Origin of the sequence: Mycobacterium sp. 852002-51613_SCH5001154 (genome assembly GCF_001667425.1) — a bacterium.
Lineage (GTDB): Bacteria > Actinomycetota > Actinomycetes > Mycobacteriales > Mycobacteriaceae > Mycobacterium.
On sequence record NZ_LZII01000083.1, the window covers coordinates 252,815 to 273,888 of the forward strand.

At 65.2% G+C, this 21,074-nt stretch carries 25 protein-coding genes and 1 pseudogene; 18 read left to right on the plus strand and 8 right to left on the minus strand.

Annotated elements, in window-relative coordinates:
• Positions 1-15 precede the first annotated feature (15 nt).
• From nrdI to A5750_RS23060, 5 genes are all read left to right on the plus strand, one after another.
• The gene (gene nrdI, locus A5750_RS23040) at positions 16-462 is read left to right on the plus strand and encodes a class Ib ribonucleoside-diphosphate reductase assembly flavoprotein NrdI (protein WP_066952343.1); all 447 of its coding nucleotides are present in this window, start codon (positions 16-18) and stop codon (positions 460-462) included.
• The gene (gene nrdE / locus A5750_RS23045; RefSeq protein ID WP_082948029.1) at positions 432-2,597 is read left to right on the plus strand and encodes a class 1b ribonucleoside-diphosphate reductase subunit alpha; all 2,166 of its coding nucleotides are present in this window, start codon (positions 432-434) and stop codon (positions 2,595-2,597) included. The genes nrdI and nrdE overlap by 31 nt, the downstream gene beginning before the upstream one ends.
• A 78-nt stretch (positions 2,598-2,675) precedes the next feature.
• Positions 2,676-3,410, plus strand: coding sequence for a TetR/AcrR family transcriptional regulator (locus A5750_RS23050; RefSeq protein WP_156659458.1), 735 nt, complete (start codon positions 2,676-2,678; stop codon positions 3,408-3,410).
• A gap of 110 nt (positions 3,411-3,520) precedes the next feature.
• Entirely contained in the window at positions 3,521-5,065 is a 1,545-nt protein-coding gene (locus A5750_RS23055; RefSeq protein ID WP_067265943.1) for an NAD(P)/FAD-dependent oxidoreductase, read from the plus strand.
• 92 nt (positions 5,066-5,157) lie between these two features.
• Positions 5,158-5,616: a universal stress protein gene (locus A5750_RS23060; RefSeq protein WP_067265945.1), complete on the plus strand. Its 459-nt coding sequence runs from the start codon at positions 5,158-5,160 to the stop codon at positions 5,614-5,616.
• A gap of 25 nt (positions 5,617-5,641) precedes the next feature.
• On the opposite strand, the gene A5750_RS23065 is transcribed toward A5750_RS23060, so the two are convergent.
• Positions 5,642-6,205, minus strand: coding sequence for a TetR/AcrR family transcriptional regulator (locus A5750_RS23065; RefSeq protein ID WP_067265947.1), 564 nt, complete (start codon positions 6,203-6,205; stop codon positions 5,642-5,644).
• Positions 6,189-6,635 (minus strand): SRPBCC family protein, encoded by a 447-nt coding sequence (locus A5750_RS23070; protein ID WP_067265952.1) that lies wholly within the window; start codon positions 6,633-6,635, stop codon positions 6,189-6,191. The genes A5750_RS23065 and A5750_RS23070 overlap by 17 nt, the downstream gene beginning before the upstream one ends.
• A 184-nt stretch (positions 6,636-6,819) precedes the next feature.
• Here A5750_RS23070 and nrdF point away from each other — a divergent pair, with 184 nt between their 5' ends.
• Positions 6,820-7,794 carry a class 1b ribonucleoside-diphosphate reductase subunit beta gene (nrdF, locus tag A5750_RS23075; protein WP_174813777.1) on the plus strand — a complete coding sequence of 325 codons (975 nt, stop codon included), beginning with the start codon at positions 6,820-6,822 and terminating at the stop codon, positions 7,792-7,794.
• A 93-nt stretch (positions 7,795-7,887) separates the two neighbouring features.
• Positions 7,888-8,658 (plus strand): TIGR02391 family protein, encoded by a 771-nt coding sequence (locus tag A5750_RS23080; RefSeq protein WP_067265955.1) that lies wholly within the window; start codon positions 7,888-7,890, stop codon positions 8,656-8,658.
• Between the two features lie 26 nt (positions 8,659-8,684).
• Here the strand turns inward: A5750_RS23080 and A5750_RS23085 are convergent, their stop codons facing one another.
• Both A5750_RS23085 and A5750_RS23090 read right to left on the minus strand, forming a co-directional pair.
• Complete coding sequence (locus A5750_RS23085) at positions 8,685-9,794, minus strand: tyrosine-type recombinase/integrase (RefSeq protein ID WP_067265958.1); 1,110 nt, start codon at positions 9,792-9,794, stop codon at positions 8,685-8,687.
• Positions 9,778-10,353 (minus strand): hypothetical protein, encoded by a 576-nt coding sequence (locus tag A5750_RS23090; protein ID WP_197505508.1) that lies wholly within the window; start codon positions 10,351-10,353, stop codon positions 9,778-9,780. Before A5750_RS23090 ends, A5750_RS23085 begins: the two co-directional genes overlap by 17 nt.
• Before the next feature lie 209 nt (positions 10,354-10,562).
• Between A5750_RS23090 and A5750_RS23095 the strand changes: the two genes are divergently transcribed.
• The 7 genes from A5750_RS23095 (at position 10,563) to A5750_RS23120 (ending at position 15,007) form a co-directional block, all read left to right on the plus strand.
• The gene (locus A5750_RS23095; protein ID WP_067265964.1) at positions 10,563-10,781 is read left to right on the plus strand and encodes an AlpA family transcriptional regulator; all 219 of its coding nucleotides are present in this window, start codon (positions 10,563-10,565) and stop codon (positions 10,779-10,781) included.
• A gap of 17 nt (positions 10,782-10,798) precedes the next feature.
• The gene (locus A5750_RS26680; RefSeq protein WP_082959185.1) at positions 10,799-11,188 is read left to right on the plus strand and encodes a DUF2742 domain-containing protein; all 390 of its coding nucleotides are present in this window, start codon (positions 10,799-10,801) and stop codon (positions 11,186-11,188) included.
• A complete protein-coding gene (locus A5750_RS23105) occupies positions 11,185-12,468 on the plus strand; it encodes a hypothetical protein (RefSeq protein WP_067265967.1) in 1,284 nt (427 codons plus the stop codon). The genes A5750_RS26680 and A5750_RS23105 overlap by 4 nt, the downstream gene beginning before the upstream one ends.
• 202 nt (positions 12,469-12,670) lie before the next feature.
• The gene (locus A5750_RS26010; RefSeq protein ID WP_156664396.1) at positions 12,671-12,865 is read left to right on the plus strand and encodes a hypothetical protein; all 195 of its coding nucleotides are present in this window, start codon (positions 12,671-12,673) and stop codon (positions 12,863-12,865) included.
• Positions 12,866-13,015: 150 nt separating this feature from the next.
• On the plus strand, positions 13,016-13,240 hold the full coding sequence (locus A5750_RS23110; RefSeq protein ID WP_067265970.1) for a hypothetical protein: 225 nt from the start codon (positions 13,016-13,018) through the stop codon (positions 13,238-13,240).
• Positions 13,241-13,547: 307 nt separating this feature from the next.
• A complete protein-coding gene (locus A5750_RS23115; protein WP_067265973.1) occupies positions 13,548-14,801 on the plus strand; it encodes a phage major capsid protein in 1,254 nt (417 codons plus the stop codon).
• Positions 14,798-15,007 carry a hypothetical protein gene (locus tag A5750_RS23120; protein ID WP_067265976.1) on the plus strand — a complete coding sequence of 70 codons (210 nt, stop codon included), beginning with the start codon at positions 14,798-14,800 and terminating at the stop codon, positions 15,005-15,007. Before A5750_RS23115 ends, A5750_RS23120 begins: the two co-directional genes overlap by 4 nt.
• A gap of 38 nt (positions 15,008-15,045) precedes the next feature.
• Here the strand turns inward: A5750_RS23120 and A5750_RS23125 are convergent, their stop codons facing one another.
• A complete protein-coding gene (locus tag A5750_RS23125) occupies positions 15,046-15,645 on the minus strand; it encodes a hypothetical protein (protein WP_067265979.1) in 600 nt (199 codons plus the stop codon).
• 462 nt (positions 15,646-16,107) lie between these two features.
• Between A5750_RS23125 and A5750_RS23130 the strand changes: the two genes are divergently transcribed.
• The 3 genes and pseudogenes from A5750_RS23130 to A5750_RS26685 form a co-directional block, all read left to right on the plus strand.
• Complete coding sequence (locus tag A5750_RS23130) at positions 16,108-16,578, plus strand: helix-turn-helix domain-containing protein (RefSeq protein ID WP_067265982.1); 471 nt, start codon at positions 16,108-16,110, stop codon at positions 16,576-16,578.
• 44 nt (positions 16,579-16,622) lie between these two features.
• Positions 16,623-17,258 carry a DUF2335 domain-containing protein gene (locus A5750_RS25605; protein WP_197505509.1) on the plus strand — a complete coding sequence of 212 codons (636 nt, stop codon included), beginning with the start codon at positions 16,623-16,625 and terminating at the stop codon, positions 17,256-17,258.
• Positions 17,259-17,480: 222 nt separating this feature from the next.
• Positions 17,481-17,564 (plus strand): annotated as a pseudogene (locus A5750_RS26685) (hypothetical protein); the annotation flags it as partial.
• Positions 17,565-17,634: 70 nt separating this feature from the next.
• Here the strand turns inward: A5750_RS26685 and A5750_RS23140 are convergent.
• Positions 17,635-18,243 (minus strand): restriction endonuclease, encoded by a 609-nt coding sequence (locus tag A5750_RS23140; RefSeq protein ID WP_156664397.1) that lies wholly within the window; start codon positions 18,241-18,243, stop codon positions 17,635-17,637.
• Positions 18,244-18,361: 118 nt separating this feature from the next.
• On the opposite strand from A5750_RS23140, the gene A5750_RS23145 reads away from it, so the two are divergent.
• On the plus strand, positions 18,362-18,799 hold the full coding sequence (locus A5750_RS23145) for a DUF3349 domain-containing protein (protein ID WP_067265989.1): 438 nt from the start codon (positions 18,362-18,364) through the stop codon (positions 18,797-18,799).
• Here A5750_RS23145 and A5750_RS23150 read toward each other — a convergent pair.
• Positions 18,794-19,834, minus strand: coding sequence for an NAD(P)-dependent alcohol dehydrogenase (locus A5750_RS23150; RefSeq protein WP_067265992.1), 1,041 nt, complete (start codon positions 19,832-19,834; stop codon positions 18,794-18,796). The genes A5750_RS23145 and A5750_RS23150 overlap by 6 nt on opposite strands.
• Positions 19,835-19,951: 117 nt before the next feature.
• Positions 19,952-21,034 carry an iron-siderophore ABC transporter substrate-binding protein gene (locus tag A5750_RS23155; RefSeq protein WP_231989293.1) on the minus strand — a complete coding sequence of 361 codons (1,083 nt, stop codon included), beginning with the start codon at positions 21,032-21,034 and terminating at the stop codon, positions 19,952-19,954.
• Positions 21,035-21,074: the final 40 nt, after the last annotated feature.

The following is a 21,074-nucleotide window of genomic DNA, read 5'->3' on the forward strand; positions in this document are numbered from 1 at the left end:
GGTAAGGAGGTTGCGGTGCAGTCGCGCAACCTGGTCTATTTCTCCTCCGTGTCGGAGAACACCCACCGCTTCGTGGAAAAGCTGGGTGTTCCCGCCACGCGGATACCGCTGCATGGCCCGATCGAGGTCGACGAGCCGTACGTGCTGATACTGCCCACGTACGGCGGCGGCCGGGCCACCCCGGATCTGAATGCCGGTGGCTATGTTCCCAAGCAAGTCATCGCTTTCCTGAACAACGAGCACAACCGGTCGTTGATCCGCGGCGTCATCGCCGCGGGCAACAACAACTTCGGCGCCGAATTCGCCTATGCGGGCAACGTGATCTCACGCAAATGCGGCGTTCCCTACCTTTACCGCTTCGAACTGATGGGAACCCCGGACGACGTGGAAGCCGTCCGCACGGGTTTGGAAGATTTCTGGAAGGAACAGACGTGCCACCAACCGTCACTGCAGAGCCTGTAACCTCCGGCGCGCACACGCTACCGGGCGAGACGGACTACCACGCCCTGAACGCGATGCTGAACCTGTACGACGCCGACGGCAGGATTCAGTTCGACAAGGACGTGCTGGCGGCTCGCGAGTACTTCCTGCAGCACGTCAACCAGAACACGGTCTTCTTCCACAATCAGGACGAGAAGCTCGACTACCTGATTCGCGAAAACTATTACGAGCGCGAGGTTCTCGACCAGTACTCGCGCAACTTCGTCAAGGAGCTGCTGGACCGCGCCTACGCCAAGAAGTTCCGGTTCCCGACGTTCCTCGGCGCGTTCAAGTACTACACCTCCTACACGCTGAAGACCTTCGACGGTAAGCGCTACCTGGAGCGCTTTGAGGACCGCGTGGTCATGGTGGCGCTCACCCTGGCCGCCGGCGACACCGGACTGGCCGAGAAGCTGGTCGACGAGATCATCGACGGCCGCTTCCAGCCGGCCACCCCGACGTTCTTGAACTCGGGCAAGAAGCAGCGCGGCGAGCCCGTGAGCTGCTTCCTGTTACGCATCGAGGACAACATGGAGTCGATCGGGCGATCGATCAACTCCGCCCTGCAGCTGTCCAAGCGCGGCGGCGGAGTCGCGTTGCTGCTGACCAACATTCGTGAGCACGGCGCGCCGATCAAGAACATCGAGAACCAGTCTTCGGGCGTCATCCCCATCATGAAGCTGCTCGAGGACTCGTTCTCCTACGCCAACCAACTGGGCGCACGCCAGGGGGCCGGCGCGGTGTACCTGCACGCGCATCACCCCGACATCTACCGCTTCCTGGACACCAAACGGGAGAACGCCGACGAGAAGATCCGGATCAAGACGCTGAGCCTGGGCGTGGTGATCCCCGACATCACCTTCGAGCTGGCCAAGAAGAACGAGGACATGTACCTGTTCTCGCCGTACGACGTCGAGCGGGTCTACGGGGTGCCCTTCGCCGACATCTCGGTGACCGAGAAGTACTACGAGATGGTCGACGACGCGCGCATCCGCAAGACGAAAATCAAGGCGAGGGAGTTCTTCCAGACGCTGGCCGAGCTGCAGTTCGAGTCGGGCTACCCCTACATCATGTTCGAGGACACAGTGAACCGGGCCAATCCGATCGAGGGCAAGATCACGCACTCGAACCTGTGCTCGGAGATCCTGCAGGTGTCCACGCCGTCGGAGTTCAACGATGACCTCTCGTACTCCAAAGTGGGCAAGGACATTTCGTGCAACCTCGGGTCGCTGAACATCGCCAAGGCGATGGACTCGCCCGACTTCGCGCAGACCATCGAGGTGGCGATCCGCGCGCTGACCGCGGTGAGTGACCAGACGTCGATCACGTCGGTGCCCTCGATCGAGCAGGGCAACAACGAATCCCACGCGATCGGGCTGGGACAGATGAACCTGCACGGCTATCTCGCCCGGGAGCGCATCTTCTACGGGTCCGAGGAAGGCATCGACTTCACCAACATCTACTTCTATACGGTGCTCTACCACGCGCTGCGGGCGTCGAATCGCATTGCCATCGAACGGGGCAGGGCGTTCGGCGGTTTCGAGCGGTCGAAGTACAAATCGGGGGAGTTCTTCGACAAGTACACCGAGCAGGTGTGGGAGCCGCAGACCGAGAAGGTGCGTCAGCTCTTCGCCGACGCGGACATCCGGATCCCCACCCAGGACGACTGGAAGCGGCTGAAGGAGTCGGTGCAGGAGTACGGCATCTACAACCAGAACCTGCAGGCCGTCCCGCCGACCGGGTCGATCTCCTACATCAACCACTCCACCAGCTCGATCCACCCGATCGCCAGCAAGGTCGAGATCCGCAAGGAAGGCAAGATCGGCCGCGTCTACTACCCGGCGCCCTACATGACCAACGACAACCTGGAGTACTTCCAGGACGCCTACGAGATCGGGTACGAGAAGGTCATCGACACCTACGCCGCGGCCACCCAGCACGTGGACCAGGGCCTGAGTCTGACGCTGTTCTTCAAGGACACCGCGACCACCCGCGACGTGAACAAGGCGCAGATCTACGCCTGGCGCAAGGGCATCAAGACGCTCTACTACATCCGCTTGCGGCAGATGGCTTTGGAGGGCACCGAGGTCGAGGGCTGCGTGTCCTGCATGCTCTGAGCGTCGCAGCCGGCTCCTGGGGCGCAGTCTGCCCAGGTCAGCGGCTCAGGGCGGTCCCAGAGGGGTATGGTGCTTGACGTGGTGAGAATTCCGCGACCACCCCACCCCAGCGTCAAGCCGCCGGGGGCCAAGGTCGACGCGCGCAGCGAGCGGTGGCGCGAACACCGCAAGAAGGTGCGCGGCGAGATCGTGGATGCGGCGTTTCGCGCCATCGACCGCCTGGGGCCCGAGCTGAGCGTGCGGGAGATCGCCGAGGAGGCCGGCACCGCCAAGCCGAAGATCTACCGGCATTTCCACGACAAGTCCGATCTGTTCCAGGCCATCGGGGAACGGCTGCGCGACATGCTCTGGACGGCGATCTTCCCGTCGGTCGATCTGAAGATCGACTCGGCGCGCGAGGTGATCAGGCGGGCCGTCGACGAGTACGTGGGCCTGGTCGACCAGCACCCCAACGTGTTGCGGGTGTTCATCCAGGGCCGCTCGTCGGCAAGCCCCCAGATCCTCAACGAGGGTCGCGGCATCACGTTGGCGATGGCCGACCTGTTCGACGACGAGCTGCGCGAGATGGAGCTCGACCATGCGGCGTTCGAGCTCGCCGCGCACGCGGCCTTCGGCTCGGCCGCATCGGCCACCGAGTGGTGGCTGGGTCCGGACCCGCAGAGCGCGCGCCGCATGCCGCGCGACCAGTTCGTCGCCCACCTGACGACCATCATGGTGGGGGTCATCGTCGGCACCGCCGAGGTGCTCGGCATCACGATGGACCCCGACCAGCCGGTTCACAGCGTGGTGCCCAGCAACCCTGCGGCGAGCTGAGGCTGAGGACCTTTGGCACGTTGACATCGTTCCGGCGATCGTCAACACTCGTGCCATTCGATACCCTGGGTACTGGGTATTTGGGGAGCTAACAGGAAGACCGATCCACCGTGACCGACGTTGTGACACACGCCGAACCGACATCCGCACACCAGCCCGTGCACGCGCGCGCCATCATCATCGGGACCGGGTTCTCCGGCCTGGGCATGGCGATCAAGCTGCAGCAGCAGGGCGTGGACTTCGTGATCCTGGAGAAGTTCAACGACGTCGGCGGCACCTGGCGCGACAACAGTTACCCGGGCTGCGCCTGCGACATCCCGTCGCACCTGTATTCGTTCTCCTTCGATCCCAAGCCCGACTGGAAGAACCCGTTCTCTTATCAGCCCGAGATCTGGGACTACCTCAAAGGCGTCACCGAGAAATACGGCCTGCGCCGGTACATCGAGTTCAACTCGCACGTCGATCGGGCCCACTGGGACGACGACGAACAGCGCTGGCATGTCTTCACCGAAGACGGCCGCGAATTCGTCGGGCAGTTCCTGATCTCCGGCGCGGGGGCGTTGCACATCCCGTCCCTGCCCGACATCGACGGCCGCGACGAATTCCGCGGTCCTGCTTTCCATTCCGCGGAATGGGACCATAGCGTCGATTTGATCGGCAAGCGGGTGGCGATGATCGGGACCGGCGCCAGCGCGATCCAGATCGTGCCGGAGATCGTCGGGCAGGTCGCCGAACTTCAGCTCTACCAACGCACTCCGCCGTGGGTGGTGCCGCGCTCCAACCCCGAGATTCCCGTCGCACTGCGCCGGGCCATGGCGAACGTCCCGGGCTTGCGGGCGCTGACGCGTGTGGCGATCTATTGGGGTCAAGAGGCGCTGGCCGTCGGGATGACCAAGCGCCCCAACGCGCTGAAGTTCATCGAAGCCTACGTGAAATACAACATCCGCCGGTCGGTCAAGGATCGCGAACTGCGTCGCAAGCTGACCCCGCACTATCGCATCGGCTGCAAGCGAATCCTGAACTCCTCCACCTATTATCGTGCGGTCGCTGACCCGAAGACCGAACTGATCACCGATCACATCGCGCGAATCACGCCCACCGGGATCGTCACCGCCGACGGCAAAGAGCGCGAGGCCGACGTCATCGTCTACGGCACCGGATTCCACGTCACCGACTCCTACACCTACGTCCAGGTCAAGGGTCACAACGGTGAGGACCTGGTGGACCGCTGGAACCGGGAGGGCATCGCCGCCCACCGCGGCATCACCGTCGCCGACATGCCCAACCTGTTCTTCCTGCTGGGGCCCAACACCGGCCTGGGACACAACTCGGTGGTCTTCATGATCGAGTCCCAGATTCGCTACGTGGCCAGCGCGATCAAGACCTGCGACAAGCTCGGCGTGCAGGCGCTGGCGCCGACGCGCGCCGCGCAGGACGCCTTCAACGACGAGTTGCAGCGCCGGCTGGGGCCGTCGGTGTGGAACAGCGGTGGTTGCGCCAGTTGGTATCTCGACGAGCACGGCAAGAACACGGTGCTGTGGGGCGGCTACACCTGGGAGTACTGGCGGGACACCCGCTCGGTCAAGCCGGAGGAGTACGAATTCTTCGGCAACGGGTCGGGCGCCAAGCGCATGGCGGCGGCCGCGCGGGGCTGAGCCGCCGGGTAGGCATGGCCCGAGTCGGGCTCTCCATGAATTCTTCTCTGAGCGGGTGTTGAGCCGCCGTCTGGTCTTACACTGGGAGGGAAATGACTGCCTACCAGACCGTTGTGGTCGGCACCGATGGCTCGGATTCGTCGCTGCGCGCGGTGGACCGCGCAGCCGCGATCGCTGCGCATCACGGCGCGAAATTGATCGTTGCGACCGCGCATCTTCCCGTTCCCCTGGAAAAGGGCCGCTACGCCATCCCACCGGGAAGCGACCACGGTCAGGACTACCGCACGGTGGGCGAGGCCCCGTTCTTCGCGATCCTGCAGAACGCCAGGGAGCGGGCGCACCAAGCCGGGGCCACGAACGTCGAGGAAAAGCCGATCGTCGGTGCTCCCATCAATGCGCTGGTGCAACTCGCCGAGGAGATCGAGGCCGACCTGCTCGTCGTCGGCAACGTCGGGCTCAGCAGCGTTGCCGGGCGGCTGCTGGGATCGGTCCCATCCGAAGTCTCCCGCAGGGCCAGAACCGACGTGCTGATCGTCTACACCACCGGCTGAGGCATCGATCGCTTGGCGCCAGCCGTCACGCGCCGACCGTTGGGCCGTGTCCGCGTAGCAGCTGCGCGAAAGCGGCCGCGGCCGCGTCGACGCCGGCCTCGTCGTTCGTGGCGACCAGGTCCAGCAGCAGGCCACGGGTGACGGCCAACCCCAGCCTTGCCAGCGCGCCGTTATAGGCGACGCCGGCGGCGGCGGTCTCGACCTCGCGCAGCCAGCCGTCGACCGCCCCGGGAACCATTCGCGTGAAAGGCTTTTCGCCCTGGGCCGCGCGGGCATAGCACTCGAAGAAGAGCCGCTCCAGCTGGCGCAGGTCCGGGCGGCGAAGGCCGGCCCACATGGCGGCGAAGCCCTCGGCCGGATCGGTGGGCAAGTCGGGGACCATGGCCATCTGGCGGCGCTCGGCCTCCTCCACGACCGCGATCAGCAGATCGTCTCGAGAACCGAAGTGGTGCAATAACATTCGGTGACTGGTGCCGACCGCGGCCGCGACATCGCGGAGCGAGCGATTGCCGATGCCGTTCGCAGCGAACTCCTCGAACAAGGCATGCAGTAGTTCGCGGCGCCGCAGCGAGTCAGGTGTGCGAGCCATTGGCGCGGCTGAGCTGCTCAGACCGGGCCTTGAGTCCTTGCGCCTCGAGTTCCAGGAATCGCTTGGTCTTCTTGAGCATCAGCCGCCCGACCAACGCGCCGAGCGGACCGCGCTGATCCAGTTGCTGGCGCACCAGGGTGCGGCCGCCGGGTTGCGGGATCACGTCATGCCGGGCGCTCACCCGCACGCCGGGGGAGCGTTGCACCCAGGTCCAGGACGAGCCCGGGTCGATCTCGGTCACCTTCCAGACCAGCTTCGACATGCCGGGCTGCTTGATGGTGAACCGCTTGCCGACCCCGAGCGCGGGACCGTCTCGTCCGGCCAGCGAGGTCACCGACGCGGTCCACTCGGGCCAGCGCTCCACCTCGCTGAAGACATCCCATACCAGCTGCGGCGACGCATCGATCTCGACACTGTCTTCGGTAAACATGTACCAAATGGTACATCCCGCGCGCGGTCTTGGGTAGATACTGGGAGGGGAGTCCAAATGAACGCTGGGTGTGTTCGCGACACGCAAACACAAGTTCTTGTGTTCCGCTCCGTTGTCGCACCCCAGGGGTAGTGTTTGGAGCCTGACGTCCCTCAGGCAAAACGGCGGGTGAAGTGGGGTTCTGGTGACCGAAAACATGAAGCTGATTGACCGCGTTTCGGCGATCAACTGGAACCGGCTGCAGGACGAGAAGGACGCCGAGGTCTGGGACCGGCTGACCGGGAACTTCTGGCTGCCCGAGAAGGTGCCGGTGTCCAACGACCTCCCGTCGTGGGCAACGCTCACCCCCGGCGAGAAGCAGCTGACGATGCGGGTGTTCACCGGGCTGACACTGCTGGACACCATCCAGGGCACGGTCGGCGCGGTCAGCCTGATCCCGGACGCGCTGACGCCGCACGAGGAAGCCGTCTACACCAACATCGCGTTCATGGAGTCGGTGCACGCGCGCAGCTACAGCAACATCTTCTCCACGCTGTGCTCGACCGCCGAGATCGACGATGCCTTCCGCTGGTCGGAGGAGAACCCCAACCTGCAGCGCAAGGCCGAGATCGTCATGCAGTACTACAAGGGCGACGAGCCGCTGAAGCGCAAGGTGGCCTCCACGCTGCTGGAAAGCTTTCTGTTCTACTCCGGCTTCTACCTGCCGATGTACTGGTCGAGCCGGGCCAAGCTGACCAACACCGCCGACATGATCCGGCTGATCATCCGCGACGAGGCGGTGCACGGTTACTACATCGGCTACAAGTACCAGCGCGGGCTGGCGCTCGTTGACGAGGCCAAGCGCGCCGAGCTCAAGGACTACACCTACGAGCTGCTCTTCGAGCTCTACGACAACGAAGTGGAGTACACCCAGGACCTCTACGACGAGGTCGGGCTGACCGAGGACGTCAAGAAGTTCCTGCGCTACAACGCCAACAAGGCGCTGATGAACCTCGGCTACGAGGCGCTGTTCCCGCGGGACGAGACCGACGTGAACCCGGCGATCCTCTCGGCGCTCTCGCCCAACGCCGACGAGAACCACGACTTCTTCTCCGGCTCGGGCTCCAGCTACGTCATAGGCAAGGCCGTCAACACCGAGGACGAGGATTGGGACTTCTAGAGCGGCTGTCACAGCAACGCTCTACGCATCGGCGTGCCCACCTCGTGCCCACAATTTGCCCACATTCTCCAATAGGAAGCTGCCCGCTCCGAGATGAACCACGAGCTTGCTCACAAGACCCTTGAGGGCGTCTTGAACACGATTGACCATTGGGGCGACCTCTACGAACGCCGCTGGGGCTACGGCCATGGCGCGGTGCAAAACGATGCACTTGCCCAACCCCTCAAAGACGGCATCGACGAGGTCCGAAAGCGTTCGAGGCTGGCGCACGACGTAATCGCGGCGATGGGCGAGAACGAAATTGCCGAAAAAGTCGTAGAGCACGAAGAGGGCATGTACGGAGGGCATCCGTTCACCCAAGCCCGCGTCGCAATTGTCGAGGCAATGGCGATCCTCACTCAGCGGGAGGAGTTGGCCGAGGTCGTCGGCCCTATTGGCCCTCAGCTCTCGACGAGCGAACTGCATCCAGCAATTTGGAGCAGGGCCGCCAGACTGTGGGACGACGGTCACTTTCCCGAGTCCGTTCGTTCCGCGGCCAGTGCGCTGGAGGGTCTTCTGCAGGCCATCGCTGGCCTTGCAGTATCGGGCGCGGACCTCGCCACCCTCTACGGACTCAGCGATCCGACGCCGGGGTCGCCCCGCTTGCGGCTGCGCGGTATTGACCCCGACCCGACATCGAAGACATGGAAGTCAGCCCACGAGGGTGCGGGCTCATCGGTTCGCGCGGCGTTCCTGGCGGTCCGCAATCTCGTGTCCCATCCCGGATGGCCTGACCCGAGCGCCAGCGAAGCCCTGGAGATGATCGCCGTTCTAAGCTATGTCGCCCACCTAGTCGACCGGTCCGACATCGTAAAGTCGACGTAGCAAAAAGTCCTCTGTGATGTGGTGCCTCATCGGCTGGCTTGATGCGACACGCTGCGGGCGCGGTCCAACGCAGATGCGACGGCCTCCAGGTCGTCGTCGAATAGATCGGCGTAGACGTCGAGCGTCATCGCCGCTGAGGCATGCCCGAGCATCTTCTGGACGGCCTTGACGTTCGCCCCGGCGGACACCGCGAGGCTTGCGGCGGTGTGCCTCAAATCGTGCGGTGTGACACGCGGAACCTTCGACTCGCCGACCGCCTTGGCGAACCATCCCGACTCCGGGTGAGGCCGTCTCAGGTGTGCGCCATCTGCGCCGGGCCAGAGCAGCCCGTCGCGGTTCTTGCCCTCGCACTGGAGGGCCAGGTACGGCAACAGGAACTCGGGTAACGGCACGGTGCGCCGTTTGTGCGCCTTAGGCGTGCCGAGGTACATCCCGGTACCCGACTGCACGGCGTTCTCGGTGATGCTGGCGCGCTTGCGCAGCATGTCCAGATCGTGCACGCGCAAACCGATCGCCTCGCCCCAGCGCAGCCCGCAGTAGGCGAGCAGCAGCACCAGCCCTTCCCATTCGCCAGTCGCGGCGGCCAGCTCGGCGACCTGATCGTGGGTTAGGTAGACGGCACGCTTGCGCGTGGTGCGGGGCAGGTTCACGCCCGCCGTGGGGTTCTTGGCGATGAGGTTGTCGCGCACGGCATCGGCGAGCACGCGCGCTAGAACGAAGTGGGTGCGTTTCACCACAGCGGCACCGACGGGCTTGGTGTCGTCGCTTCCCCGACCCAATTCGGAAAGCCACGCCTGTACGGCGCTCGGGCGGATGTCCCCGATGGCGGTGTCGCCCCATCGGGGTTTTACGCGCAGCCGCCAGGTTGTCTCTATCACGGTGTAACCGGACGGTTTGAGGTGACCACGTTGGCGGGCCAGCCATTCAGGTCCTAACTCGCCCAGCGTCACCCGTGCGCTGCTCGGCGCGACGTACTCACCTCGCAGCTTGGCGACCTCGACCGTAGCGGCGAACGCCTCTGCAGCCTTCTTGGTCCGAAAGCCACGCTTGTCGGTCTGCCGCTGGTTAGGTGTGCGGTATCGGACGCGGTAAAGCCACGCGCCGCTTGATGCCTGGTACTTACTGATCGTCGCCATCGCCGAGTACCTTCCGCAATTCGTCTCTGAGCTGCCGCGTGATCTGTCCGCGTTTCTGCGGGCTTGCGCCCGGCCCGGCCCGGCGGTCGCGTTCTTCGCTGACCGTGTGACCCCACAGGTCGGCCATCGCATCGGTGAGCCGACCCAAGTCGACGCCGAGCGCGCGGGCAGTGCGCTCCTCGGTCAATCCGCAGTCGCGCCAGATCCGCCACAGCTGCGCGGTCCGTCCCGCCGGCTGGCTTGACAGCGCGGTCAGCATGCCCGGCAGCATCTCGATGACGTGCTCACGCACTTGCTCGTCGGACACCGGCGACGGCTTGGCAAGCTTGACGGGGCCGCTGAGCGCGCCGCGCACGTCGGCCAGATCGGCGACTAGGTCGCCGGTAACGATCACCTGACCGTGCCCGGCGAGCAGGTCGGCTTTTACCCGGACCGGTCGGCCGAGCAGGTCGCTGAACGCCTGAGCGAGCACGAGAAGCGTTGGCAGGGTCGGTGATACGCGGCCAGCTTCCAGATCGGCGACGCGCCCGGTGCCCCACTTGATTCCGGCTTCGGTCATGGCTCGGGCAAGCTCCTCGGCCTTATGGGCGCCGCGCAGTCTCCGCGCGTTGGTTCCAATGACGGCGGCAATCGGGACCGCTGGCTCACGTTGGGTCACGTTAACACATTACTCGGAAATCAGAGACTTGACAATGAACGCTCACTGACTCCATCCTGAAGTTACACGTCTCGAATTACAGAGACGTGATTGCGTAGGAAGGACCAGGGATGGAAACCACCAGCCTGCTCACGGTCGATGACTACTGCCGAAAGACCGGCCTAACGCGCGGGCAGGCCGCCAACCAGCGGTATCTAGGCACCGGCCCGCCGTTCATCAGAGTGACCGGCCGCCAAATTCGGTACCGCCTTGAGGACGTCGAAAGGTGGCTTGAGGAGCGGACTTTCACCCGCACGGACGTGAGCGACCGGGCACGCAGCACGCGGTGAGCCCAGGCAGACATTCCATGACAACAAGAGAGAACCGCCCGGCGCGAACCGGGCGGCTTGAAGCCCATGACGTTCAACAGTCTAGGCTCGCCCACCGACAGGCCGTCAGTGCCTCCCGCGAGATCAATTGGTTTGAGGTCCATCGATTCGTTGCGCCGCTAGTCGAGCGGTCGGGACGACCAATCCCGTTGCCTGGATCGGTTCATTGGTGCGAGCTGGCCGACCATGATCCGCTGAAAGTCGCCGGGTGCCTGGTCGTCTCGCAGTATTGGGCGGTCAGCGAGTCAGCCCGTCAAGACGCGATGGCCCAAGCGTCGCAGGTAGTCTCGAATGCCATCGAATGCGGCGAATTTGCCCGGCAGATGACGCAGCGCAGCCGCGTCTACATCCCGCGAACGTCACCATGACCACCGCAGAGACGCAGACCGAAAGCCCACTAACCGAAGCCCACACGGTATTCCGGCGCTGGCTCGGCAACGACTACGACACCGACGCACTAGACGTGCTACTGGCCACTCTCGCGGTCGAACAACTCGACGGCGACCCGCTATGGGTGCTGATCATCTCCGGGCCGGGAAACGCCAAAACCGAGACAGTGCAGGCCGCCGATGGCGCCGGCGCGTTCGTCGTAAGCGTCATCAGGTCTGAGGCGGCGCTGCTATCGGCGACACCACGCAAAGAACGCACCAAGCAAGCCACCGGCGGCCTGCTGCGGGAGATCGGCGACCGGGGAACCCTGGTCATCAAAGACGTTACGTCCATCTTGTCGATGCACCGCGACCTGCGCGCCTCGGTCCTAGCCGCTTTCCGCGAAGTTTATGACGGGCGCTGGAGCCGTCACGTCGGCACCGACGGCGGCCAGCACATGAACTGGTCCGGACGTATCGCCGTGATCGGCGCCGTCACAACCGCATGGGACACCGCCCGCGATGTCATCGCCACCATGGGCGATCGGTTTGTGCTGCTGCGCATGGACTCCCACACGGGCCGTCTCCCCGCCGGCCGGCAAGCCATCACCAACACTGGCGCCGAAACCGAGATGCGCCGCGAACTAGCCAATGCCGTCGGCTGGGTCATCGACACGATGAACCACAAACCCACCGACCTCACTGAGGCCGAAACCGATGCGCTACTAGACGCCGCCGACCTTGTCACTCGCGCCCGCACCGGCGTCGAGTACGACTACCGCGGCGATGTGATCGAAGCGCACGCACCCGAGATGCCGACCCGCTTCGCGAAGCAACTCGCACAGGTCGTACGCGGTGGTGTCGCGGTCGGCATGGATCGCGCCGCCGCTGTCCGGTTGTCGCTCCGCTGCGCGCGGGACTCGATGCCGCCGCTGCGACTGGCGATCATCGACGACCTTTCCGCACATCCGCATTCAACCCCGACCGAAGTCCGCAAACGGCTCAGCAAGCCGCGCGCCACAGTCGACCGCCAACTGCAGGCGCTGCACATGCTCGGCGTCGCCGTGCTCGACGAGCACAACGAAGAGCGCTTTGGAAAAGACCAAACCCGTTGGTACTACACCCTGAGCGAGGACGTGTCTCCTAGCGCTTTGACCGCGCGGCCGTTACCAGAAATGTCACCCCCTATCTCTGGGACCTCTGGGAAGGGTCGATACATAGCTACTGACATTTCTGGTAACGGCGTCGGACGCGGCGGCCGGCAGGCGCCCCCGCGATGAGTAAAGAGAGCAAGCCCGCCGAAGTGTGGCGGCAGGTTTTCCAGGCAGCTCATGACCGCCCTGCCGAATGGTGCAAGGGCTGCGGATATTTCCGCGTCGTGAACGGTTACCACAGCTCCGATTGCACCGCTTCGCTGACGCCGAGGTCGCGTCGCTCATCGCGCTGCGGATTATCGACGCCCTCGCAGCAGAAGCCGACTAGATGACTGGTCACCGGGGTGCGCGTCGCCGCCGCCGCCAGCGGGTGCGGCGGGCGGTTGCGCGGTCGCACCGCCCCGCTGCCCCGCCGCCGCACCCGCCGCCGACCCGACCGTCGCCGGTATGCCCGTGGGTGCTGGTGGTGTTCGAACCGGGCAAAGTCCACAAACACGACGTGCAGATCGCGGCACTGACCTAATGGCGCAGCGAGATTGAAGCGTGGGCGCACGCATCCGACGACTTGGCGTGCGACGTCCAGAACGTGTACCGGAAGCCCTCGCGGCGACGCCCCGGAGTGGACGAAATCGTGCAGCACACCCCGCCCCAGGAGGAATGAAAGGAAGCACCGATGTCACTGTGCGATAGGGCGCGTGAAGCCCGCGAGAAGGCCAACGAGACCCGCGATCCGTACGACGAAGCGTTGGCGTCCGCGCTCGAAGCGGTCGAGAACGCGGAAGCCCGGCGCATCATGCGCGAGCAGTTTCCGCTGCCGCCGATGGACCCGCCGCCACCGCCGCCGCCGATCTCCGAAATCCGCATCCGGAAACCACCGCCACCCAAACCACCCAAGTAACGGCAAACATATTGCGGCGCAGCGCAACACGGGCGACGAGGTTGCTGCCGACTCAGCGGTGTATAGGGTTACGCTGCTGTTTGACGCGTGGCGCGGTGACGAGCCAGACACACCGCCCCGGCACGCCCGGCTTGGACGCAAGCCGCAAGCGGACCTATGCGGGCTCCGGCGTCACAGGGCGGCGGCGGCGGCAGGCGCCACCTTTTCAAATAACCGATCTGTCGCGGCGAAATTGACAGGGGTCGCCGCGCCGTCCACCTTCTATCCCCCGAAAGGGATGCGCACCGCCATCTGAGAAAGCCGCAACATGACCAACGTCGACCCAACCTTGCTTGAACAGCGGCGAGCCAGTCTCCGCGACAACGCCGCTCGGTGGCTGCGCGGCATCCGCGATCAGCAACGCCGCGAAAAACTCACGGCGCGCGAGTCCCGTGCGCTCGATGAAATGGTCGCCGAGCTGCGTGACATCGATCAGCAACTCGATCGCATCCGCGAAGTGGACGCCGGCGTCGCGCGGCTGTCGGCCCGCGTCAACGGCGGCAACTCTCAGCCCGGAAGGACAACCAGCGTGAGCACCACCAAAATCCGGCCGGAGCACCGCGCGTCGCGGTTCGCGCCGTTGCGGTTCAAAGAACGCGACCTGCGCCGCATGCATGACGCCTTGCAGCGCCGCGAATCGTATGCGATCAATGCCGACCTCGAGCAGCGCGACTTCTTCAGCCCTGACGGCATGCTGCCGCCCGCGTTGTATCCGTGGCCGATCCAGGTCATCGAGCACGAACCACGGCTCGCGGACTGCTGGCCCGGCTACGCTACCGAGAGCCCGTCGATAGAGTTCGTGCAGCACACCGGCACCACCGGGGCAGCCGGCGTGGTCGCTGAAGGCGCAGCCAAGCCCGAGCTTGTTTTCCAGCTGGCGCAACTCACGCTGCCGATGCAGAAAATCGCCTGCCATCTGGGTTTGACGTGGGAAATTCTGTCCGACTGGGACGCTTTCACTTCCTACGCGCACGCCGAGCAGTACCGGCAGGTCATCTACGCCGAAAACCAGCAATTCATCAACGGTAGCGGCGCATCAGGCCAGTTGACCGGGCTGCTCAACACCACCGGCGTATTGACGCATAACGCCGCCGCCGACCCCACCACCGGGAATTTCACCGCGATCGACTCCATCCAACTCGCGATGGCCGCGTTGCGCACCGGCAGCGCGCTCGCCGTGCCGGACATGTTCATCGTGTCGCCGAACACGTGGACTGCGCTCAAGGAGATCAAAGACCTCTATGCCCGCTACATCCTCACGCCCGATCCGGCCAACGACGAACCCGATTCACTGTGGGGAATCAGTGTTTTGCAGACCACCCAGATCGCCGACGGCACCGCGATTTTGCTGGACAGCGCAAAGTTCGGTCAGGTCGTCGTCCGCGAGGCACTGGTGATGCGAATGGGCTTCGCGGGCAACGACTTCACCAACAACGTCGTGAGGTTCGTCGCCGAAGAAAGATTAAATTTGGCTGTGGTCAGGCCCGCCGCCGTCATGGTCGTCGAGAATTTGCCGACATGACAAACATGGCCGTCACCGCAGTGAGCGGACCCGAATTTGACGGACCGGTGAAAATCAATCCACCATTCCGCTGTTCCCACGACGGCACCTTGTACCGGCCCGGCGGCGTGGCCCACGTACCGCCCGTCGTCGCCAAGTGCTGGATCGACTCCGGCTACGCCGCACCCGCAGACAAGCCGCCGCGCAGCCGCAGCAAGAGCGGCTGACACAGGGCTCCGGGCGCCCGGCTCCGATTGCGTCATCATCAGACGGGCATCGGAGAGGAAGTGCGCGGGCGTGGGTTCAGACTACGAGCCCCCCCCCCCGCCACTTGCTCGGCCAGCTCCCGTATCGGCGCCTCATCGAGACCGCCTCCGACCCAGCGCCAATCGTCGCCCTCCATCGCCCACACCATGAACCGCCGGTAACCGCCGATCACGCTGTCGGCCGTGATCGCCACCACCGCACCACCGGTACCGAGCCGCGCATACCGCAAGAGCGTGCCTGCGGGCGGCACCGGCTGACCGGACGCGCCCAACAACTCGACAACACCGGCAGACGGGGCCGACCGCACCGGCTGCGGAACCCGCTGCGCCGCTTTCGTGACCCGCCCGGTGGTCTGCGTCCGGCTGCGGCGCTGCGCGACCCGCATCCGGCTCTCAGCCACATTGCGCTCCACCGCCTGCCGGCGCGCCACCGCCGCCCTCGCATCACGCTCGGCGCGGGCCTGCCGACGCGACTCCTGCCATGCCTCGTTGAACAACTCCGGGTCGGGCTGCCCGGTGCGCCGCAAATCCGCGAACGACCAGCCCTCGCCACCGTCGTCGGTGTCAAGGTCCACGACCTGATCGCGGTCGATGCTCACGGTGCCACCTCTGCCCCCAAACCCGTCGTCCCAGCAAACACCAACAATACCACAGCAGCCCTGTAAATCGCAATGCACTGTATGGCCGAAAGCCATTGGCGCACAATGTAACAGCGAACACAACGCGGCCCGAAACAGGGTGCGCCTCAACGCCATACCAGCGAACCGCACGCGACCGCCGCGATGCCGAGCTAGGCAGCGAGGGGACCTGCCCGGCAAAGCTTTTGGGAGGGCGCTTTGCGGGACGGTTCTGTCTTGGTGTCTCCCCCCGCAAGCTAGGCCATGCCCCTGAAATAGGAACTACGCGAGTACAGCAAACTGCCGGGCCGTAGTGTTTGAAAGTTCGCTCTGGCGAAGCGAATAGGGCGATTGACCGGGATTTGCTGGCTGTATCGCTTCTAGGCCGATACATCACCGGCGAGCCGATACACCAAGTTTGCTGGCGGCGAATACGCTGGTCGGATGGTGGATGACCGCGACCGGGAGGTGGCCGAGTTGCGGGCCGAGGGTTACACCTTCCGGCGTATCGCCGAGACGCTAGGCCGATCGTTAGGATCGGTGCAGCGGTCGTGGCGTCGGGCGCAGGTGCAGAAGGCGGCGGATGGTGGTGATGGCGTGGCGGCGGCGGATGATCCGATTCTGTATTTGCTGACCAGTGACGATTTGGCATGGCTGCGTGTGATGCCCTCGGAGGTGGCGATCGGGTTGAGCGCGCTTGAGCGTTACCGGTTTCTAGGTCTGCCGGCGGGTTCGGCGGCGGGCGACGCTGCGCGCGCCATGTTCGATCATGGACGCGGCGAGGCGGCGTTTACCGAGTGGGTATACGGGCGAGACGGGCAGATCACCGGAGGATGTGCTGGCCGAGACGTGAGAGATGGGGCTGGTGTTGACTTGAGACAGAATATTGTCCGCCGAGACATAGTTCAGCTATAAGGTGATCGTCGCTGGCTGGCGGCAGTTCAGACGGAAGGTTAGCGTTGACGCATGAGCAACCGGGTGACAGCGAGCGCACTGGCGCAATCTCGGGCCAGGAGTCGGGGGGTGGAGGTGATGCCCAGCATTCATCCGAGGAAGCTGCGGACTCCGGAGCGGATTCGCTCGACGCGGTCGGGAGCGCAAATCCGGCGAGCGTGGGAGAAAACGGGCGCCTCGATACGGTCGGCGATGGACAACCCGACAAGTTAGATGATGATGATGATGACGACGACGTCGTTGAGGCCGAGGTCGTCGCAAAGGTCGCTAAGCGCGTAACTCGCGAGGTAAAGCAAACACTTACTTCCTATCGAGGGCCACTGCCGCCAGCGGCGGAGTATCGGGCCTACAACGATGTGCTTCCTGGTGCCGCGGACCGGATTCTGTCGATGGCAGAGAAGGCGCTCGATGCGCAGGTTGAGGTTGACACGACCCTGGCGCACGGCGATACGCGATCCGTTAGGCGTGGTCAATGGCAGTCCACAGCGGTTGTCGTACTGTCGCTCGCTGGCGCACTCACGGCCGTACTTGTGAAGGCCCCCTGGGAGGCCGTTGCAGTGTTCGGAGCACCAAGCATCTTCGAGTTCGCCTCCTCGCTGGTACGCGCCATCAGGGAGCCAAGGAAAAGCGACGACGACTAGGTCCCCCGGTGAGAGGTCCGCAGTACTCGCAGCGTTTCCTTAGGTATGGACCGGATGCTTGTTCGCGGGGGTCGACCGCCTTGTCTTTCGCTGTTCATGCGTACGCCCGTGCCCACATTTTGCCCACAATTGCCCACAGAAGTGCCTGTTTGAGCGTGACTGAGTGTGACCCCTTTTGGCAGGTAGAACGGTTTTCGTCTCCTTGAACTGGGGGCGGTTTAGAACCACGACTTCTTCTCCGGCTCGGGTTCGTCCTATGTGATCGGCAAGGCCGTCGTCACCGAAGACGAGGACTGGGACTTCTAAAACCGCAGGTTGGTGAGAATCGGGCCGGCCGCACACGTCGGGGGGGAGGGACTGGGGCCGGCCCGATCTCCTATTCAGACGCCGGCTGGGCCGATTTTCTTCCCGCGGGATTCTTGGCGCTCCATGCCGGCGGCGGCACCCAGGCCTGCAATACTTTGCGGCCGATCAATTGGCAGCCATGGGTATGCGCCAATTGCTTTGCGGCCCGGGTGAATTCCTGATTGCTCACCACGATGCTCCTGACGCACCCGTGGTGGCGGGCGCCGGAGACCACCTGCTGGACGGCGGCGATGCCCACCGATTTGCCGTGGCGCTTGCACTGGACGGCCACGGAGTGGCCGTCCTTTTCCGCGATCAGGTCGACTCCGTAGTCGCCGACCGGCGGCGTGAACGTAACCCGCCAGCCCGCGCGGCGCAGGCGGGCGGCCACGTAGCCCTCGAACTCCACCCCGTCCATCGCGTCAACGGCCTCGAATACGGCCCGTCCCCCGCGCGGCCATTGACGGTTGGTTGACCACCCGACCAGCACCTCGAGCAGCAGCATCAGGTAGAACGCCGCGAAAGCCATCCCAGGGCTGTGGTCGACGACGCCGACGACCACGCCGCAGGCCAACGGGAGCACGACGAGCGCCTTGAGCACGCCTCGATCGTAGGGATGGGCGACGACAAGACGGGCCATTTAACCTCAGGCGCCGCGCCCGACCCGGACATGTTCGGGCAATGAACGGCATGTGAATTGTGGGCACGGAGCGACGGCTCGCTAGCGCCGGTGATGCCACTGCCCTGACACTGTTCTGGTGACGAAACCCGCGTCCTCCGAGAAGGATCACCGCCACCATTTCTGCCGTTCAGTGATCCAGTGGCTGCAGGTCGGCTACCCGAACGGCGTCCCCGGCCCGGACCGCGTGCCGCTGATGGCATTGCTGCGCAGCACACCGCTGACCGAAGACCAGATCCGCGAGGTGGTGCGCCACATCACCGCGCAGGAAGGGTCTCCGGAGGCCATCGATCACCCCATCGATCGCGACGAAATCGCCGAATTCATCTCCGACATGACGCAATTCGACGCCGGCAAGGAAAACATCATCCGGGTGGCCGCCACGTTGGCCGCGGCCGGATGGCCGCTGGCCGGCATCGACGTCAGCGAGGTTGTTCCCGACGACGAGCACGCGGAGGCGGCCGAAGTCATCGCCCGCGACTGCGCGCCCGACGAGCCGTCCGAGGTCGCCTCATAGCTTCGAGATGTCGATGACGAAGCGGTAGCGAACGTCGCTCGCCAGGACGCGCTCGTATGCCTCGTTGATGTAATCCGGCTCGATCAGCTCGATTTCGGGCGTCACGTCGTGTTCGGCGCAGAAGTCCAGCATTTCCTGGGTTTCGGCGATCCCGCCGATGTTCGACCCGGAGAGGCTGCGCCGCGCCAGCGCCAGCGGGAACGCCCCCACCTCCATGGGGTGCTCGGGAATGCCCAATTCGACGAGGGTGCCGTCGACGTCGAGCAGGCTCAGGTAGTCGTTGAGTTTCAGGTTCGCCGAGACGGTGTTCAGGATCAGGTCGAAGCTGTTCCGCAACTTCTTGAAGGTGTCGGGGTCGGCGGTGGCGTAGTAGTGCTTGGCGCCCAGCCGCAGGCCGTCCTCCATCTTCTTCAGCGACTGCGACAGCACGGTCACCTCGGCGCCCATCGCCGCGCCGAGCTTGACGCCCATGTGCCCCAGGCCGCCCAGGCCGATGATCGCCAGCCGCGTGCCCTCGCCGGCCTTCCAGTGGCGCAGCGGCGAGAACAGCGTGACGCCCGCGCACAGCAGAGGCGCCGCCTTGTCTAGCGGCAGCGAGTCGGGGATGCGCACCACGAAGTTCTCGTCGACGACGACGCCCTGGCTGTAGCCGCCCTGCGTCGGCGTGCCGTCTTTGTCGATGGAGTTGTAGGTGAAGGTCGCGCCCGGCTTGCAGTACTGCTCGAGCCCGGCCTTGCAGCTGCTGCACCGGCCGCAGGAGTTCACCATGCAGCCCACGCCGACGTGGTCGCCGACCTTGTACCTGCTGACCTCGGAGCCGACCGCGGAGACGACGCCGGCGATCTCATGGCCGGGCACCACGGGGTAGTTCGGCGTACCCCACTCGGCCTTGACGGTGTGGATGTCGGAGTGGCAGATGCCGGCGAACTTGATGTCGATCGCTACGTCGTGTGGGCCGGGGTCACGCCGCTCGATGGTGGTCTTGGTCAACGGTTCGGTCGCCGACGTCGCGGCGTACGCCGAAACAGTGCTCATGAATATCCCTCTTCGATGTGGTCGCGTCTGCAAAAGTTTAGCTAAGGTAATGGTCCCGGGCCAACCGGAGGCCGCTCGTTCTCACCTTAGGGCCGCGGGTATCCGCTCGCCCGCGCGCTAATTGATGGGGGCGTTGACCAGGCGTAGGTCGTCGACGATGCCGCGGGCCGCGACCAGGCCCTCGCCGGTCTGCCACAGCTCGTCGTTGACGACGTAGACGCGGTTGTCATGGTTCGCGGACAGCTTGCGCCACGGGTTGCTGTCCAGCACGGTGGCGGCGCGCTGGGCGGCCGCCGGTGACGCACACGACACATAGACGACGTCGGCATCGGCGGCGGAGAGGTCCGGGTTCTTGGCCAGGTCGTCGTCGGTGGCGCGGATCTCGATGTACGGCTTGTCGGTGAACCGCTGGGCCGCCGGCCGGTCCACCCCGACGGCGCCCAGCACGCTGGCCGGGAAGTTGTTGGTGCCGTAGATCCGGATCGTGTCGGTGGTCAGCTGCACGATGGACGCTTGAAAGTGGGACGCGTCATGCCTGGCGCCGACGTCGCTGGCCCGCTGCGCAAAGCCGTTGAGCAGCGCGTCCATCGCGGCACCGCGCGCCGTCGCGGCGCCCACGCCGCGCAGGTTCTCTTCCCAGGCCGCCCCGGGGGCCGCGGTGAACACCGTCGGGGCGATCGCGGCCAGCTGCGGGTAGAGCTTGGGCGTCAACCCCTGCGAGCCCAGGATGAGGTCGGGGTGGGTCGCCGCGATGCCGGCCAGGTCCGGGTTGCTGCGGGTCCCGACGCCGGGCACGCCGCGCACCGCGCTGCCCAGGTAGGCGGGCTGGTTCGAGGACCCGTCCGGCAGCGCGGCACCGACCACCCGCGATTGCAGGCCGAGCGCGCACAGGGCGTCGAGCTGGTCGCCCGAGAGCACCACGATGCGCTGAGGCTCGGCGGGCACCTGCACCATGTCCGGGGTGACGCTGGCCGCGTTGTGGGCCTGCCGCGTCTTCGGCCCCGGATCGGCCGCGGCGGCATCCCGTGCGCACGACTCGTCGGGGCGGCGGTCGTTTCCGAGCACACCCGCCCCGGCGATCTGGGTGGTGGGGGTGACCAGCGTGGGAGTCGGCGCCATAGTTCCGGGCTTGCCCGATCCGCAACCGCTGCATGCGACGGCGAGCGCCGCCGTCAGCGCGGCGGCCGCGCGCAGGGACACGGGTCGGGTCACGCCGAAAAGCACGCGTCAGACGCTAACA

Excerpts from the sequence above, each read along its gene's own strand:
- A5750_RS26010 (WP_156664396.1), top strand. The coding sequence starts at position 12,671 with ATGACTGGTCACCGGGGTGCGCGTCGCCGCCGCCGCCAGCGGGTGCGG.
- A5750_RS23120 (WP_067265976.1), top strand. The coding sequence starts at position 14,798 with ATGACAAACATGGCCGTCACCGCAGTGAGCGGACCCGAATTTGACGGA.
- A5750_RS23140 (WP_156664397.1), bottom strand. The coding sequence starts at position 18,243 with ATGGCCCGTCTTGTCGTCGCCCATCCCTACGATCGAGGCGTGCTCAAG.
- A5750_RS23130 (WP_067265982.1), top strand. The coding sequence starts at position 16,108 with ATGGTGGATGACCGCGACCGGGAGGTGGCCGAGTTGCGGGCCGAGGGT.
- A5750_RS26680 (WP_082959185.1), top strand. The coding sequence starts at position 10,799 with ATGACAACAAGAGAGAACCGCCCGGCGCGAACCGGGCGGCTTGAAGCC.
- A5750_RS23095 (WP_067265964.1), top strand. The coding sequence starts at position 10,563 with ATGGAAACCACCAGCCTGCTCACGGTCGATGACTACTGCCGAAAGACC.
- A5750_RS23065 (WP_067265947.1), bottom strand. The coding sequence starts at position 6,205 with ATGGCTCGCACACCTGACTCGCTGCGGCGCCGCGAACTACTGCATGCC.
- A5750_RS23105 (WP_067265967.1), top strand. The coding sequence starts at position 11,185 with ATGACCACCGCAGAGACGCAGACCGAAAGCCCACTAACCGAAGCCCAC.
- A5750_RS23085 (WP_067265958.1), bottom strand. The coding sequence starts at position 9,794 with ATGGCGACGATCAGTAAGTACCAGGCATCAAGCGGCGCGTGGCTTTAC.
- A5750_RS23080 (WP_067265955.1), top strand. The coding sequence starts at position 7,888 with ATGAACCACGAGCTTGCTCACAAGACCCTTGAGGGCGTCTTGAACACG.
- A5750_RS23110 (WP_067265970.1), top strand. The coding sequence starts at position 13,016 with ATGTCACTGTGCGATAGGGCGCGTGAAGCCCGCGAGAAGGCCAACGAG.
- A5750_RS23115 (WP_067265973.1), top strand. The coding sequence starts at position 13,548 with ATGACCAACGTCGACCCAACCTTGCTTGAACAGCGGCGAGCCAGTCTC.
- A5750_RS23070 (WP_067265952.1), bottom strand. The coding sequence starts at position 6,635 with ATGTTTACCGAAGACAGTGTCGAGATCGATGCGTCGCCGCAGCTGGTA.
- A5750_RS23090 (WP_197505508.1), bottom strand. The coding sequence starts at position 10,353 with ATGACCGAAGCCGGAATCAAGTGGGGCACCGGGCGCGTCGCCGATCTG.
- A5750_RS23060 (WP_067265945.1), top strand. The coding sequence starts at position 5,158 with ATGACTGCCTACCAGACCGTTGTGGTCGGCACCGATGGCTCGGATTCG.
- A5750_RS23150 (WP_067265992.1), bottom strand. The coding sequence starts at position 19,834 with ATGAGCACTGTTTCGGCGTACGCCGCGACGTCGGCGACCGAACCGTTG.